General features: G+C 61.5%; 15 protein-coding genes. 2 read left to right on the top strand and 13 right to left on the bottom strand.

Features of this window, described 5'->3' with window-relative positions; translation table 11 throughout:
- Positions 1 to 37: 37 nt before the first annotated feature.
- From NKJ11_RS27330 to NKJ11_RS27270, 13 genes are all read right to left on the bottom strand, one after another.
- Positions 38 to 316: a DUF2274 domain-containing protein gene (locus NKJ11_RS27330; RefSeq protein ID WP_352794729.1), complete on the bottom strand. Its 279-nt coding sequence runs from the start codon at positions 314 to 316 to the stop codon at positions 38 to 40.
- A gap of 13 nt (positions 317 to 329) precedes the next feature.
- Positions 330 to 1,547 (bottom strand): TraB/TrbI/VirB10 family type IV secretion system protein, encoded by a 1,218-nt coding sequence (locus NKJ11_RS27325; protein WP_352794728.1) that lies wholly within the window; start codon positions 1,545 to 1,547, stop codon positions 330 to 332.
- 10 nt (positions 1,548 to 1,557) lie between these two features.
- The gene (trbG, locus tag NKJ11_RS27320; protein WP_352794727.1) at positions 1,558 to 2,586 is read right to left on the bottom strand and encodes a P-type conjugative transfer protein TrbG; all 1,029 of its coding nucleotides are present in this window, start codon (positions 2,584 to 2,586) and stop codon (positions 1,558 to 1,560) included.
- Positions 2,576 to 3,307, bottom strand: a complete 732-nt coding sequence (trbF, locus tag NKJ11_RS27315) for a conjugal transfer protein TrbF (RefSeq protein WP_023772758.1) — start codon at positions 3,305 to 3,307, stop codon at positions 2,576 to 2,578. Before trbF ends, trbG begins: the two co-directional genes overlap by 11 nt.
- On the bottom strand, positions 3,308 to 4,630 hold the full coding sequence (trbL, locus tag NKJ11_RS27310) for a P-type conjugative transfer protein TrbL (protein ID WP_352794726.1): 1,323 nt from the start codon (positions 4,628 to 4,630) through the stop codon (positions 3,308 to 3,310).
- A 36-nt stretch (positions 4,631 to 4,666) separates the two neighbouring features.
- On the bottom strand, positions 4,667 to 5,392 hold the full coding sequence (gene trbJ, locus NKJ11_RS27305) for a P-type conjugative transfer protein TrbJ (protein ID WP_023669263.1): 726 nt from the start codon (positions 5,390 to 5,392) through the stop codon (positions 4,667 to 4,669).
- Positions 5,389 to 7,839, bottom strand: a complete 2,451-nt coding sequence (trbE, locus tag NKJ11_RS27300) for a conjugal transfer protein TrbE (RefSeq protein WP_352794725.1) — start codon at positions 7,837 to 7,839, stop codon at positions 5,389 to 5,391. The genes trbJ and trbE overlap by 4 nt, the downstream gene beginning before the upstream one ends.
- A complete protein-coding gene (locus NKJ11_RS27295; RefSeq protein ID WP_023735761.1) occupies positions 7,833 to 8,105 on the bottom strand; it encodes a VirB3 family type IV secretion system protein in 273 nt (90 codons plus the stop codon). Before NKJ11_RS27295 ends, trbE begins: the two co-directional genes overlap by 7 nt.
- A complete protein-coding gene (locus tag NKJ11_RS27290; RefSeq protein WP_023735762.1) occupies positions 8,105 to 8,413 on the bottom strand; it encodes a TrbC/VirB2 family type IV secretion system protein in 309 nt (102 codons plus the stop codon). Before NKJ11_RS27290 ends, NKJ11_RS27295 begins: the two co-directional genes overlap by 1 nt.
- Positions 8,414 to 8,424: 11 nt before the next feature.
- Positions 8,425 to 9,393: a P-type conjugative transfer ATPase TrbB gene (trbB, locus tag NKJ11_RS27285; RefSeq protein WP_352609757.1), complete on the bottom strand. Its 969-nt coding sequence runs from the start codon at positions 9,391 to 9,393 to the stop codon at positions 8,425 to 8,427.
- Complete coding sequence (locus NKJ11_RS27280) at positions 9,390 to 9,803, bottom strand: hypothetical protein (protein ID WP_023711820.1); 414 nt, start codon at positions 9,801 to 9,803, stop codon at positions 9,390 to 9,392. The genes trbB and NKJ11_RS27280 overlap by 4 nt, the downstream gene beginning before the upstream one ends.
- Before the next feature lie 119 nt (positions 9,804 to 9,922).
- Positions 9,923 to 11,953: a conjugal transfer protein TraG gene (locus NKJ11_RS27275; RefSeq protein ID WP_352794724.1), complete on the bottom strand. Its 2,031-nt coding sequence runs from the start codon at positions 11,951 to 11,953 to the stop codon at positions 9,923 to 9,925.
- A gap of 352 nt (positions 11,954 to 12,305) precedes the next feature.
- Positions 12,306 to 12,533 (bottom strand): hypothetical protein, encoded by a 228-nt coding sequence (locus tag NKJ11_RS27270; RefSeq protein ID WP_352794723.1) that lies wholly within the window; start codon positions 12,531 to 12,533, stop codon positions 12,306 to 12,308.
- A 148-nt stretch (positions 12,534 to 12,681) separates the two neighbouring features.
- Between NKJ11_RS27270 and NKJ11_RS27265 the strand changes: the two genes are divergently transcribed.
- Both NKJ11_RS27265 and NKJ11_RS27260 read left to right on the top strand, forming a co-directional pair.
- Positions 12,682 to 12,807, top strand: a complete 126-nt coding sequence (locus NKJ11_RS27265; protein WP_352794722.1) for a hypothetical protein — start codon at positions 12,682 to 12,684, stop codon at positions 12,805 to 12,807.
- A gap of 108 nt (positions 12,808 to 12,915) precedes the next feature.
- Positions 12,916 to 14,103, top strand: coding sequence for a Shedu immune nuclease family protein (locus tag NKJ11_RS27260; protein ID WP_352794721.1), 1,188 nt, complete (start codon positions 12,916 to 12,918; stop codon positions 14,101 to 14,103).
- Positions 14,104 to 14,410: the final 307 nt, after the last annotated feature.

The raw sequence follows: 14,410 nt of genomic DNA, 5'->3' as shown, positions 1-14,410 counted from the left end.
GATCAAGAACCTAGCTGCTCCAAAACGACACCAAGCGCTAACCTTTGTCCAGTGTGGAAGATGATTGCCTTCCTGGTTTCTCAGACGCGCCGGCGCCCGGCAGACCTTCCTTTCTGGCCTTGGCAAACGCCCGGTCGCCTTCCAGGAACCCGACCAGCATAAAGGGGATCAGTTCCGCCACCGTTTCGGACTCGCCATAGGTCTCACGGTAAAGTGCGGCATAGTCGTTGAGTGCTTGGCTCAAGTCGGCGGCAACGGTGATGGTGATCTTCGAAGGTGTCCGGTCCGGAAGTTTTCCGAGTTTCAGGTTAGCCATGAAGTCCTCCTGTTCACCCCGTGTATGGCCGCAACACGAGGTCCTTGTGCACGATGACGCGCAACGGCCAACCAGGGCGGACGGTGATCGTGGGTTGGACGTTCAGGTTCTTTTCAGTGATCCGTTGGCCGGCTTGACTGACGTTCTGCTGGGTGGATTCACGAATCGCCTTGACCAAGTCGCTTTCGTTTTCCCCAAAGGTCAACTCGGTACCAACCCCCAGCAATGTGGCCACGGCGATGCCCTTGATCAGCTGCCAAGTATGGAAATCCACCTTGTCCTCGAGCCCGGCATAGCCGGCCGCGTCGGTCACGGGCAGATTGTCGATTTCGATCGATGAGCCGTCCGGCATCACAATGCGTTGCCACACCAACAGAGCGCGCCTTTGGCCAAAGGCTACAACGCTATCGTAGGTGCCGATCAGCCGTGAGCCCTGCGGGATGAGCAGGATGCTGCCGGTGACGCTGTCGCGCACATTCTCGGTAACCTGCGCGACGACGAGGCCGGGCAAGTCGGAATTGATGCCGGTGATCAGGCTTGCCGCAATCACGCTGCCGGCCATGATCTGATAGGGCGAGGCCGGCGTCTGCCGCGCATGCGGATTGTAGATCCCGCTGGTGTTCCGTTGATCGATAAAATCGAGCTTGCGCTGTTGGTTGTTCTGGTCGCCCTCGGCCGGGGCGACGGAAGCTCGCGTGCCTTCGGTATCTGGCTGCTGAGGCGCCGTCTCGAAAGGTGAACGTCCGCCCCGCCCATTGCCAAAAGCTTCCGTCTGCTGGGGCCGGTTTTCGATGCGGAAGAGGACTTGCGACTCGCGCGCTTCAATGGCTTGTTGTGCAAGCCGCTGCGCCTCGGCGGAAACGTCTTGCCCGGGCGCGATGCCAAGCTGGCGCTGGTGCTCGAGAATAGGACGGCCGAGATCCCCGGGCAGCGGCGGTCCAAGCACCGGAGCCTTTGGCTTAATCCCGGAATAGTCCTTGGGCAGCGATTCAAGTCCCTCGGCGGTCGGCTTGCGGTCGGTGCTGTAAAGCTCTTCGGCCTGCTGCTTCAGGCGCAACGCAGGCCCCTGCAGCGCCATCATCGTGACGCCAAAAACGGCGCCGGAACCAACAGCAGCGATCGCGACGATTATGCCGCGCCTGAACCGCACCGCTCGGCGGGGCGAGGCTCGCAGCTGCAGCTGTTCGGGATTGAGCTTCGGCGGAGCATTCGGATGGGAAGTATCGGTCATGAGCCTCCCCTCACCTGCCAAAACGCGAAAACAGCGAAACCCGCCGCGGAGGTTGCCGACCGTCGGTTCTCGTAATGCGCACCACCTGCTGCTGTTTGGTGCCCAGCCTTAGCTCGGCCGCAGCAAAGAGGCGATGGACGATGTAGTAGTTGCCGTGCATCCGATAGTTGACGAGCTGGTTGTCCCCGTCAGCACCGACGATGAAGAGCGGTGGCGCCTCGCCCTGATCGATGCGCTTCGGGAACTCTATGTAGACCTTGCTGCCATCATCGAAGGCGCGGGTCGGTCTCCACGGCGGCGTGTCGCCGGTGATCGAATAGCGGAAGCGGATGTTTTCGAGTGCTACGTTCGAGGCCGCGGGCATTTCAGCCTCGGCCTGAGCGTTGCGCCGCCGAAGCGCCACGAGTTGGTCTTCGCTGTAAATCCAGGAGAGCGCCGCCATGGCAGTTTTCTCAGTGCTTTGAAGCTGCAGGTGATAGGATCGCCTGTCCGTCGTGATGACCAGATTGGTGGCAAGCCCCGGCGCGAATGGCTTCACCAGCACATGAGTGCGCTGGTCATCGCCTGAGCCACTAACGGTGTCACCGATCACCCAACGGACCGTATCGCCGGCTGAGACCGAGGTCAGCTTCTCGCCCCGCTGCAATGAGATATCGGTGACGCGCTCCGGCGCGGCGTAGAGCTGGTAGAGCGCGCCGTCGGCAAAGGGGTAAACCTGCACCGCATTGACATAGCCAAACTTGGTGGGTTGTTGCGTCGCCGCCTTGTTGGCATCGGCGACCTGTTCTTCCGGCGAGCGCTTATCTGGGGCGGGCTTGCCGGGTGCGGGCATCAACTGACCAGGCAACGGTAACGGTTTCGGCACTTCCACGACCTTGACCGGCTTCTCCGGCGCCTTCTCGATCGCGGCTGGTTTGAAGTCCTCGTGGTCATAGGAAATCTGAGGCGGCGGCACTGGCTTCGAGGCACAGGCCGAAAGAACCGCAGCAGACGCCGACAGGATCAAGGCAGCACGAAGCAATGGGGGTCTATTTGTCATTGGCGGGCTCCTTAGGGGAAAGGGGGGTTGGCGCGGCGCTGTCGAGCTCGCGCGACCAGTCGATGGCGTTGATGAAGACGCCGAGCGGGTTCTTGCGCAGCTGCTCGGTTGTCCTAGGCGGGCGGATGAGGATGGTGAGAATCCCAATCCAGCGCGTCGTGCTGGCGAGGCTGCCGCGCTCGAACACCTGCTCGGTCCATTTGACCTGGAACGAGCTGTCGGAAGCCCTGACCACGCTGGTCACCTGCACTGATACGCTGCGCGTGCCGATTTGGCCGAAAGGGTCGTTCGCCTTGGCATATTCGTTGAGGAAGAGCGCCGCTCGGTCGGTGGCAAAGTCGTAGGCCGACAGCCAATTCTGCCGCACCAGAACCGCATCGGTGGAAACCGAACGAACATTCTGGATGAAGCGGCTGAGATGCCAGGCGATCTGGGCATCGTCGGGCTGGTAGTTTTGGACTGCCGGCGCGACCGCGTGCGCCTCGCCAAAGCGGTCGACCTCGACGACATAAGGCACGACGCGGCCCTGCATCGACTGCCACAGAAGCCCACCGGAAAGCCCCGTCGTCAGAGCCAGGCAGCCAAAGGCCATGAAGCGCCAGTTCTTGGCCTGCACGCGCGCCGCGCCGATGCGCTCATCCCAGAGTTGGCTGGCCTTCTGGTAGGGTGTTACGGGTTCGGGCGTCTTTCCATAGCGCTGAACGGGTCGCTTGAAGAGCATCTAGTCTTCCTTGTCATTGAGGGAGGGATTGGCGCCGCTTCCGCCCCGATCTCCATCGCGCACCGCCTGCGTGGCAGCATTGCGATGGGCGCGTGCGGTCTGTTCGGAACGCAGACGCCTTGCCCAGGCAGGCGCGGCCGCGGGAGCTATAACTGGAGAGCTTCCGCTCATCGAGCTGGTCGGCATGCCGCCGGTCGCGGTCCAGCCGGCATCGCGACCGGCGTCGGCACTACGGCGGAATGGTTCTGCTGCGGATCGCATTCCCCGCATCGCGGCGCCGCTAGCGGCACTCGCAACCCCCTGCAGCCCAGCAGCTACCCCGGACAGCCCGGACTCGGGCGATGTCGCGCGCCCCGTCTGCCAAGCGACGGTGGCAGCGGACCCCACGGCGGCGCCGGCACGGACTGCGGCGAGGCCGCCGCCTGTTGCCATGCGCGCGCCGGCAAACGCAGCGCCTCCGGAAACGAGCGTTGATCCAGCTGCGGCCGCCGTTGTTCCAAGTGCCGCGCCGGCGCCAAGCTGCGGCGCGCCGGAAACAATGCCCGAGGCAATCCCGGGGCCGAAAATGCCGAGCCCAAGCAGCGCCAGCGCACCCAGCACCTGAGACATGGCCGCCGCCAGGTCCGGCTCCTGGCCCTGCAGGGCGGAAGCGAACTCGCCAAAGAGCGTGGAGCCGATGCCGACGATGACGGCAAGCACCATCACCTTGATGCCCGACGAAATCACATTGCCGAGCACGCGCTCGGCCAGAAACGCCGAGCGGTTCCAGAGCGCGAAGGGCACCAGGACGAAGCCGGCCAGCGTGGTGAGCTTGAACTCGAGGATGGTGATGAAGAGCTGGATGGAAAGAATGAAGAATGCGATGAGGACCAGGAACCAGGCCAGAAGCAGCACGAAGATGGTGAGCGCGTTACCGAAGATCTCGGGGAAGCCTACAAGCTGGCTCGCTTGATTGAGGAGCGGCCAGGCGCCCTCGAAGCCGGCCGCGGCAATGCGGCCTGGCCGCAGGAGACTGTCGGCGGACAGGTTGCCGGCCGATGCGTTGATGCCGAGACCGGCAAAGGAGCGGTAAATTATGTCGGCGAGGTTCTTGAAATTGTTCAGGACGAAGGCGAAGGCGCCGACATAGAGCACTTTGCGAACAAGCCGGCCAAGTATGTTGGGCTCGCCGCCGAACGCCCAGACCAAGCCCGCGAGCGTGATGTCAATGCCGATCAGAATGGTGCTGAGAAAGGCGACGTCGCCCGAAAGCAGACCGAACCCACTGTCAATGTAGCGGGTAAAGGTCTCCATGAAGCGATCGATGACTCCGAGGTCGTTCATGTCGCCGCCTTCCTCGTTGTCTTGAAGAACTGCCGCTCAGTTGCCGGGATAAGCCGTGCCGGTGCCCAGGAAACGCTTCGTCGTCTCGCGAGCGGCTTCCTCAGACTGCGCCTTGCGCGCCGCATCCTCGGCCTCGGCCCGGAACTGGGTCGCAAGCAGCGTCTGGATCTGCATCTGCTGCTTGGTCGAAAGCGCGATCAGCTGATTGGTAGCCTGGCTTGCCTCGAGGGCACCTGCCGCGCCCTGACTGCGATTGACGAGATCGGTAAGCAGGTCGCCATCGGCCTGCACGTTCTCGACGATCTGCGACTGCGCGCTCATGGTCTGGCGGAACGCCTGCATGGCGCTCTGCCAGCGCTCGCGCGCGGCGCTCGCCACATCGCTGACCTTGATGGTGGCGTCGTAGCTTTCCGGATATTGCTGGCGCCACTGGTCCTGCAGCTTGTCGAGATCGAAGCTCAGGCCGCTCGCCTGGGTCATCAGCCCGTCAATCCGTTGGAGCGAGCCGGTAAGCTGGCCCACGGAAGAGAAATCCAGGCGCTGAAGGTTGCGCGCCATGTTCTGCAGCATGGTCGCCTGGTTCTGAAGCGACTGGATTTGGTTGTTGATCTGCTCCAATGCGCGTGCTGCCGACAGCACATTCTGCGTATAGTTGGACGGGTCAAACACGATTAGCGCATAGGCCGGCTGGACGTAGTCAGCCATCGGTTTGGCGATCAGGGAAACGGTGACCAGGCTAGTAAAAAGGCGGCGTCCGATCATGACGATTGCTCCTTGTTAGGTTGAGGAAATTGCTGGAGAAGCTCGGCAGCCCAATCCAGGTCGCGCGCACTGAAGAAACGGGCGGCAAAGCTGCCCTGCCCTTCTTCGGAAAGAATATTGTCGATCAGGTTCTGGGCGGCCGGGTCGGAGGCGCCGCAAAGCGCAAGAGCGATCGGGCCTAGCCCGAGCTCGAAGAGGCGATTGCCGCGGCGCGACTGCAGATAGTAGTGGCGCTTCGGCGTGGCGCGGGCGACCAATTCGATCTGTCGCTCATTAAGACCGAAGCGCTCATAGGCTGCCCGTGCCTGCGGCTCCACCGCACGATCATTGGGGAGAAAAATGCGCTGCGGGCAGCTCTCGACGATTGCGGGTGCGATAGAAGAGCCGGCGATGTCGGCAAGCGACTGCGTCGCGAAGATGACGGAGACGTTTTTCTTACGCAGCACCTTAAGCCATTCGCGGATGCGGGCGGCAAAGAGCGGGTTGTCGAGATAGACCCAGGCCTCGTCGAGCATGAGCAGCGTCGGCCGCCCGTCAAACCGGTCCTCAAGACGATGGAACAGATAGGTAAGCACAGGCAGCACAGCGCCTTGGCTGTGCATCAGCTCCTGGGTTTCGAAACACTGCACATCCGAGATGGCCAGCCGGTCGTCATCGGCATCGAGCAGGCGGCCGAATGGACCGTCGAGCGTGTAGGGCATCAACGCCGATTTGAGCGCATTGGACTGAAGCAGGACCGACAGGCCAGTCAGCGTGCGTTCCTGCGCCGGCGCGGTGGCGAGGCTGGTGAGCGCCGACCAGATTGCCTCCTTCACCTCCGGGGTGACGGTGACATTCTCGTGGGCAATGAGGCCGGCGATCCATTCGGCCGCCCAGCTCTGTGTGGCCGGGTCGTCGATGTGGCGCAGCGGCTGGAAAGCAAGCCCACCATTCGCACCCAACGCATGGTGGTCGCCGCCCATGGCAAACGCGGCGGCGCGGGCCGAATTGCCTTTGTCGAAGACATAGATTTGCGCGCCAACGTAGCGCCGGAACTGCAAAGCGATCAGGGCAAGCAGAACCGACTTGCCGGCACCGGTCGGCCCGACAATCAGCATGTGGCCGACATCGCCGATATGGGTCGAAAGCCGAAACGGCGTCGAGCCGCTGGTTTCGGCGAAAAGAAGCGGCGGAGCGTAATCGCCGGTGACCTCGGCAAGGTGCTCGTTCTCCGCTGGACCTGCCCACACGGACGACAGCGGCATGAGATGGGCAAGGTTAAGCGTGTGAACGAGCGGCTGGCGAACGTTGGCGTAGACATGACCCGGCAATGAACCAAGCCACGCTTCGACGGCATTGATGCTTTCGCGAATGGTGGTGAAGCCGAGCCCGTTGACGATCCGCTCGACGGCGCGAAGCTTTTCCGCGGCGGCTTTACGGTTCTGATCCCACACCGTCACCGTTGTGGTGAGATAGCCGAAGCCGACATGATCGCCGCCCAATGCCTGCAGTGCTGCATCGGCATCGAGCGCCTTGTTGTCGGCGTCGCTGTCGACGAGAGGCACCGGTTCGTTGGTCACCACCTCGCGCAGAATAGCCGCGATCGATTTGCGCTTGGCAAACCACTGCCGGCGGAGCCGAGTCAGCGTCTTCGTGGCTTCCGCCTTGTCGAGTGGAATGAAGCGCGTCACCCAGCGATAGGCGAAATCCTGGTTATTGAGCGCATCAAGGATTCCTGGCCGGGTGACGTTCGGAAAGCCGAGAACTGTCAGCGTGCGCAGATGCTGTTCGCCCAGCATCGGCTCTAGGCCGCCGGTCAGCGGCGCGTCAACCAGGACGCCGTCGAGATACATTGGCGTTTCAGGCACGGCAACGGGATGACGGCGGGTCGAGATCGTGCCGTGCAGGTACGTCAGGGTCTCGGCATCGTCGAGCGCGCGCACCTCGGGCACGAAGCCCGAAAGAAGATCGAGAACGCGGTCAGTCTCGTCTCGGAACCGGGCAAGCTCCTGGCGCCAGTCTCTTTCCCCTCCCAAGTGATGCGAGTCGACGAGAGCACTTTCCGCGCGCGCTTGGCCATCGGGCCCTGGCATGAAGACCAAGGTCAGATGATAGATGCTCTCGAAATGCGCGACCTTGCCCTCGAAGGCCGCGCGCCGTTCCTCATCGATCAGCCATGAGGCAGCATCGGGAAGGGCCGAGCTCGGATAGCCCAGCGCTTCGATGCGCTCGGCCTCGAAGAACAGCGCCCAGCCAGAGCCGAGCCTTCTCAGCGCATTGTTTGCCCGCGCGCATATGCCGATAAGTTCGGCCTCCGTCGCGCTTTCAAGGTCGGGGCCACGAAACCGCAATGTCCGTTGGAAGCTGCCATCCTTGTTGAGCACGATGCCGGGCGCGACGAGTGCTGCCCAGGGCAGATGGTCGGCAAGCCGGTCGGCTTTGCCGCGGTATTCGGAAAGCTTCAGCATGCAAGCCAGCCCTTCTGACGAAGATGACGGACAAGTACGCTGGCAAAGTCCGGGTCGCGCCGTGCGGCAAAGACCGCGAGCGTGTGGCCGGCGATCCAGAGCACTAGACCGCCAATCCACTGCTGCAGGCCAAGGCCGATTGCGGCGGCCGCGGTGCCGTTAAGGATCGCCACCGCCCGCGGCGCGCCACCGAGCAGGATCGGCTCAGTCAGCGCCCGGTGGACGGGCACCTCGAAGCCTTGGATATGCTTCTCTCCCATGGCCATCAGACGAGCGCCCCGCCACCAAAGGAGAAGAAGGAGAGAAAGAAGCTCGAGGCCGCGAAGGCAATCGACAGGCCAAAGACGATCTGGATCAGCCGGCGGAAACCGCCGGCCGTGTCGCCGAACGCAAGGGTAAGGCCAGTGGTTATGATGATGATCACGGCAACGATCTTGGCCACCGGCCCCTGCACCGATTCCAGGATCTGCTGAAGCGGCTGTTCCCAGGGCATGCCGGAGCCGGCAGCGTGAGCCTGGGCCGTGAGAAGAAGCGCGACGGCGGCGGACGAAAGAAAGCAAATTTTCTTGCGCATGAGATGACCTTTCAAAGCTGCTGGAGTTGCGGAAGAGTGAGCTGGCCAACGGCGTAGTCGCCACTGCCGTCGAGGCCTGTGACCTCGGCAATCGCGTCTATGCGGCGCGACGATCCGCGTCCGGCGATGAAGACAATCAGGTTGACAGCATCGGCGATCAGCCGGCGGGGAACGGTGACGACCGCTTCCTGGGCGAGCTGCTCGATCCGGTAGAGGGCCGAGCGCGCCGAACTGGCGTGGACCGTGGTGATGCCGCCGGGGTGACCGGTGTTCCACGCCTTCAGCATGTCGAGCGCTTCCGCGCCTCTGACTTCGCCGACGATGATGCGGTCGGGCCTCAGCCGTAGGGTCGAGCGTACGAGATCGGCAAGTGTGACGGAGCCCCGCCTCGTCCTCAGCGCAACACAGTCCTTGGCCGCGCATTGCAGCTCGCGGGTGTCCTCAATGAGGATCACCCGCTCATCGCATTCGGCGACTTCTGCCAGAAGAGCATTGGCAAGGGTCGTTTTGCCCGATGATGTGCCGCCGGCGACCAGGATGTTGCGCCGCTCGCGTACCGCCTTCCTCAGGGCATCAGCCTGCAGCGGGAGCATGATGCGATCGGCGACATAGTTGGCCAGCGTGTAGAGTTTAGCTGCCGGCTTGCGGATCGCAAAGCATGGCGCCAAGACGATTGGCGGCAACAGGCCCTCGAAACGCTCGCCTGAGGGTAGTTCGGCACTGACGATTGGGTTGTCCGCATGCGCCTCGGCGCGCACGTGAGAGGCAACGAGGCGGACGATGCGTTCGGCCTCGGAAGGATGCATATGCACGCCGGTATCGACCCGGCCTTCTCCCAACCGGTCGAGCCGCAGCGCGCCGTCGGGGTTGACCATCACCTCGATGACGGTCGGATCGGCAAGGGCCTCGGTGATCGCGTGGCCCATGGCTGTGCGCAGCATGGCGCGGCGGCGGTGGTCGGCTGCGGGATGAGAGCTCATCCTTCGCCTCCATTGCCATTGCCGTTGCCAAGCGAGCGCTTCCCGGAGGCGATCTGGCGACCGACCTGCTCGACGAATTTGTCAAAGCGCTCTTGGGCAATCGCCTGTGTCGCCCGATCCGGGACCGGCGTGTGGGAATGAAGCGTAATCGAAAAGCGTATGAAGAGTGCGAGGCTCTCCAGGATCACCTCGACATCGGTTCGGATATGGTCGAGGTCGCGGGAAAGACGGTCGAGACGCCTGCCATAACGATTGTCGAGTTCGTTCTCGCCACGCCGCTCGATGAAGGCCTCGACCGCTTTCGCAACGATCGCCGATTTTGTGGTCGACGGGTTGCGGCTGAGCGTTTCCAGCTTCTCGCTTAACGCGGGTTCGAGCAGAAACTGGTGGCGAATGCGATGGGGCTTCATGGGGCTCGTTCCGACTGGCCGGCGCTGATGCGCCGGCGGCGGGAACGAACATCGCCGATATCTGAAAAATCGCTTATGGGCGTTATCTACGCTGAGATACGCCTGAGCTGCGAAAGCGCTTAGAAGCCGGGGATGATGTCCTTTTCGTCGCCCCTTCCCTCGTTGATACCGTAGGCGCTGGCTGCGGTGGAAACCCGGTCCATGACGCGCTTGTCTGCGAGTGCCTCGGCGTCATCGTCCGCCAGATTGAAGAGGTCGTCTTGATCAGGCTCCTGAGAGACGACGACGTGGTCTTCAGGCAGGCCGGGATGACGCTGCTGTTGCACGCCGCCGTCTTCTTCGATTGCCGCGCCGGCGTTTTCGTCATCTGCAGCGAGACGGCGGTCAACACTGCGGACTAGTCCGCTCCAATCGTCGGGGCGCGACGCAGGACAGTCCGCGTACAGACCGTCGCGCAACACCGGCGCCGGCAGCACCCGTTCGGTGAAATTCTGGTCCTCGTAGTAGCGGAGCTTGTTCGCACGGATCGGCGGCAATCCTGATATCAGCACCAGCTCGTCCGAAGGCGGCAATTGCATCACCTCGCCTGGTGTCAACAGCGGTCGCGCAGTTTCCTGGCGGCTCACCATGACGTGCGAAAGCCAGGGTGCCAGCCGATGGCCGGCATAGTTACGCATGGTTCTGAGTTCCGTCGCTGTACCGAGCGCGTCCGAGATGCGTTTGGCCGTGCGCTCGTCATTGGAAGAAAAGGAAATCCGCACATGGCAATTGTCGAGAATGGCGTTGTTCTCGCCATAGGCCTTGGAGATCTGGTTCAAGGATTGAGCGATCAGATAGGCGCGGATGCCGTAGCCTGCCATGAAGGCAAGCGCGGTCTCGAAGAAATCGAGGCGTCCGAGCGCCGGGAATTCGTCGAGCATCATGAGGAGTTGATGCCTGCGGCTCTTCTTCGGGTCACCCTCCAGGCGCTCAGTCAGCCTGCGGCCGATTTGATTGAGCACCAGTCTCACCAGCGGCTTGGTGCGCGAGATGTCCGACGGCGGCACGACCAGATAGAGCGACATCGGCCGCTCGGCATCCATCAGGTCCGCAATGCGCCAGTCGCAGGTCGATGTTGCCGCGGCCACTGTCGGATCACGATAGAGCCCGAGAAACGACATCGCGGTCGAGAGCACGCCAGAACGCTCATTTTCCGACTTGTTCAGCACCTCGCGCGCTGCGGAGGCCACGACCGGATGGACCTGGGGCTTGTCCGCCGTGCCGAGGTGATTGGTCGTCATCATCCGCTGCAGCGTCGCGACAAAGGAGCGTTGCGGATCCGACAGGAAGGTGGCGACGCGGGCGAGCGTCTTTTCCTCTTCGGCATAGAGCACGTGCAAGATGGCGCCGACCAAGAGTGAGTGACTGGTCTTCTCCCAATGATTGCGCCGCTCGAGCGCACCTTCCGGATCCACCAAGACATCAGCGATGTTCTGGACATCGCGGACCTCGTTCACGTCTTTGCGCACCTCAAGTAGCGGATTGTAGCGTGCTGACCTCGGATCGGTCGGATTGAACAAAAAACAGTACGAGAACTTCGACCGCCAGCCGGCGGTCAGCTGCCAGTTCTCGCCTTTGATGTCGTGAATGACGGCCGAGCCGGTCCAGGAAAGAAGCGTCGGAACAACCAGTCCAACACCCTTGCCCGAGCGCGTGGGAGCAAAGGCCATTACGTGCTCCGGCCCGTCATGGCGAAGATAGCGGTCCTTCAGCTTGCCAAGGAAAACACCGGCTGGTCGAAACAGCCCTGCCTTCTCGATCTCCCAAGACACGGCCCATCGCGACGAGCCATAAGTGGTGACTAGGCCGCGCTGCCGCGCACGCCAGAGGGAGCCAGCGATGGCGGCCGCGCAGCCCATGAAGCCTGTGGTGGCCGCAAGCATCCCGGCCGTGTCGAAGACCTCGGGCGCGTATGCGTCGAAATGGAACCACCACTCGAACAGTTGCCACGGCTTGTAGATCGGCCATCCGGCTGCGACAAACCATGGGAGCCCGAGTTGCGGCTGATAATCTAAAGTTTGGGCGCACCATTGAGTCGCTGTCCATACGCCGAGAATGACGATGGCGAACACAATGACTATCTGACCGACAAGGAGCTTCGTCGGTGTCATGGGCGCAGCCTCCGAGTTTTGTTAAACGGAAGCAGGATGGCGTGACGTTTCAGAATATTGAAGATACCCAATATACGCGCCCGTGCGATGCAGTGAACGTAGCAGCTTGGAAGATTGGGGGCGCCAAGAAATGTCATCGCGAAGGCACGAGCGAATGACTTGTATGGGCCGATAGCCGTCGGTCCGCTATCCGAGCGAGTTCAGCGGATTGCTGCCATTCGGCAACAGACTCTTGCTGATATCAACTCAACCTGACATCGATGGATCACATGGCCATGCGCCTACCCACCTCTGCCGCATCCTCCATGGTGACAGCATTTATGGTGCAGAGGGCAGAGCTCTAAGCCTCGGACTAGTGGTCGTCTCCGTGGGCATCGCGCCATGCCAACCATTCCGTATGCGTCTGGCCTTCACTTCCGTTAGCACGATACCATGCCACCCACTCGGCATGGGTAGGCAACTTGTCGAGGTCTGGCGTGTGGCCTCTTTCCACATAGTCGCTGTTCGGCAAAATCATTGAGTTTTGCTCGTAAAGAACCATCACGGCGTCGTCGCTAAAGCGATAAAGACCTTTGGCCATTCCTGACTGTCTCCTCGGTTGCCTGACGACCGCTTCGGGCCGTAACCTGATCGTCCGCTGTCAAAACATATTTGGCTGAAGCTGCCGTTCAGCAATCGACCGCATTGCGGTCGTTTATCTGGCATTGTGACCTACCTAGAAGCCGCCATTGCCCGACCACCAGCTCGACCCTTCCCTCTTCGTCCTGAAAACGTGGGGTGAGGTGATCGAGAATAGTTCGCTGTTCCTCATCGGTAAATTGCAGGGCGAAGCGTTCGAACAACTGCTCGCGTGAATTCTTGGTAAAATAGGGCTTTGCCACCTGTGGATTATGCAGTGGCCCGAGACTCTCGGCCAATAACTTGCGTATGTTGCAGTCACCGTTGAAGTCCTGAGAGGGCTGATGTCATACGACGATGAAACGTACTTCTGGGGCCGCAACCCTCACTTCACGTACTACTCCAAACGAATAACCCTCCGCAGCCTCGACCAAGACTTGCCGCTGCGGAGGTTCATGTATCGCGTTGTTGAGGGCAAAGGGGGAACGGTCGCCGTGAAAGAGGGCAAGGAAGTTGTTCTCCGCAGGAGCCATGCAGGGAGATACCAGTTCAAGGCGACGCTACATGAGGACAGCCACAAGATCAGCACGCTGACCTTCCAGAAATGGAACAGTAAGGACATGCCTTACGCCGTGGACTCCTTCCCGCTGTACGGGAAGGAAATTGACGAGCTGCTGACCTTCATCAAAGCCTGCGAGACTATGATTTTCGTGAACGAGGACGGCGGTCGGGTTGCGGACCGCACCATGGTTCAGTCTTCTTTCGACCGGCGCCAGATAGCCAAGCTGCTTGTCGAAGATCCCGCCCTGCTCAGCGCTGTTCTAGAAACCGAGGTGGAGGCGCAGGAGCTTTACAGCATCGCCAAACGCAAGAAGGAGCTGACATACTTCCGACGTATGCTGGCCGATGCCGACTTCAGGGAGAGCGAAAAGGCAGCTGCCAACGGACGGATGGAGGATGCTTGGCAAGCATTCTTTGAGCGCAACACGTGGATATTTGGATACGGCCTTTCCTACATGGCGATGTCGGAGCTGGAAGGACGAGCCCTCCGCACGAAGGTTGCCGGTTACAACATGACCGGACGAGGCAAAGAGGTAGACGGCCTAATGAAGACCGTAGCCGCGATCAACTCCCTCTGCTTTGTCGAAATCAAAACATCTGAAACCGACTTGGTGAGGCGTTACCGCGATGGAGTGTTCTCGCCCAGTCTGGAATTGGCCGGCGCCGTGTCGCAGATACAGGTCACTGTGCAGCGGGCACTTGAGGATCTTTCGGCAGAGTTTCGCCCCACCGATTTCGAAAGCAGCAACCCAACCGGCGAGGTTCTGTTCCAGTTCCAGCCCCGGTCTTTTCTGGTTATCGGCAATCTTGGCGAGTTCCAGACACCAGAAGGCACGAACAAGGACAAGTTCAGGTCATTCGAGCTATTCCGCCGCTCGCTGCGCTGGCCAGAGGTCATGACGTTTGACGAGCTTTACGCCCGGGCGAAGTTCATCGTGGACGATGCGGAGCCGACGACGGTTCAGGGCTGAAGTAGAGCCCGCTGACTTTCGCCAGCGGGCCTATCGGCCCCACTTTCGCCGGTCGTCAAACGTCTGCTTTTCTTATCGGCCGAACCAAAATCCGACCGTCTGCGGTCCACCCCTTTCGGTCATCACCTGCGGCCTGATTGGATGGCAGGTTTTGGGAAGGAGCGGCACAACCCGCAACTGCTGAAATGAGGGCGCATTGCGGCCGGCAGCCTTTGGGCCGCAAGCGGGAGGTCGGCTTTCGGGCATCGAGCTGACCTAAGCAGTCATTCAACTCATGGCCACAAGTAGCTCATACACGCTCCTCTTG

Source organism: Mesorhizobium sp. M0243, assembly GCF_040321775.1.
Classification (GTDB): Bacteria; Pseudomonadota; Alphaproteobacteria; order Rhizobiales; family Rhizobiaceae; genus Mesorhizobium.
Note: the sequence above shows the minus strand (reverse complement) of the source record. Positions and strands in the feature narration are given on the sequence as shown.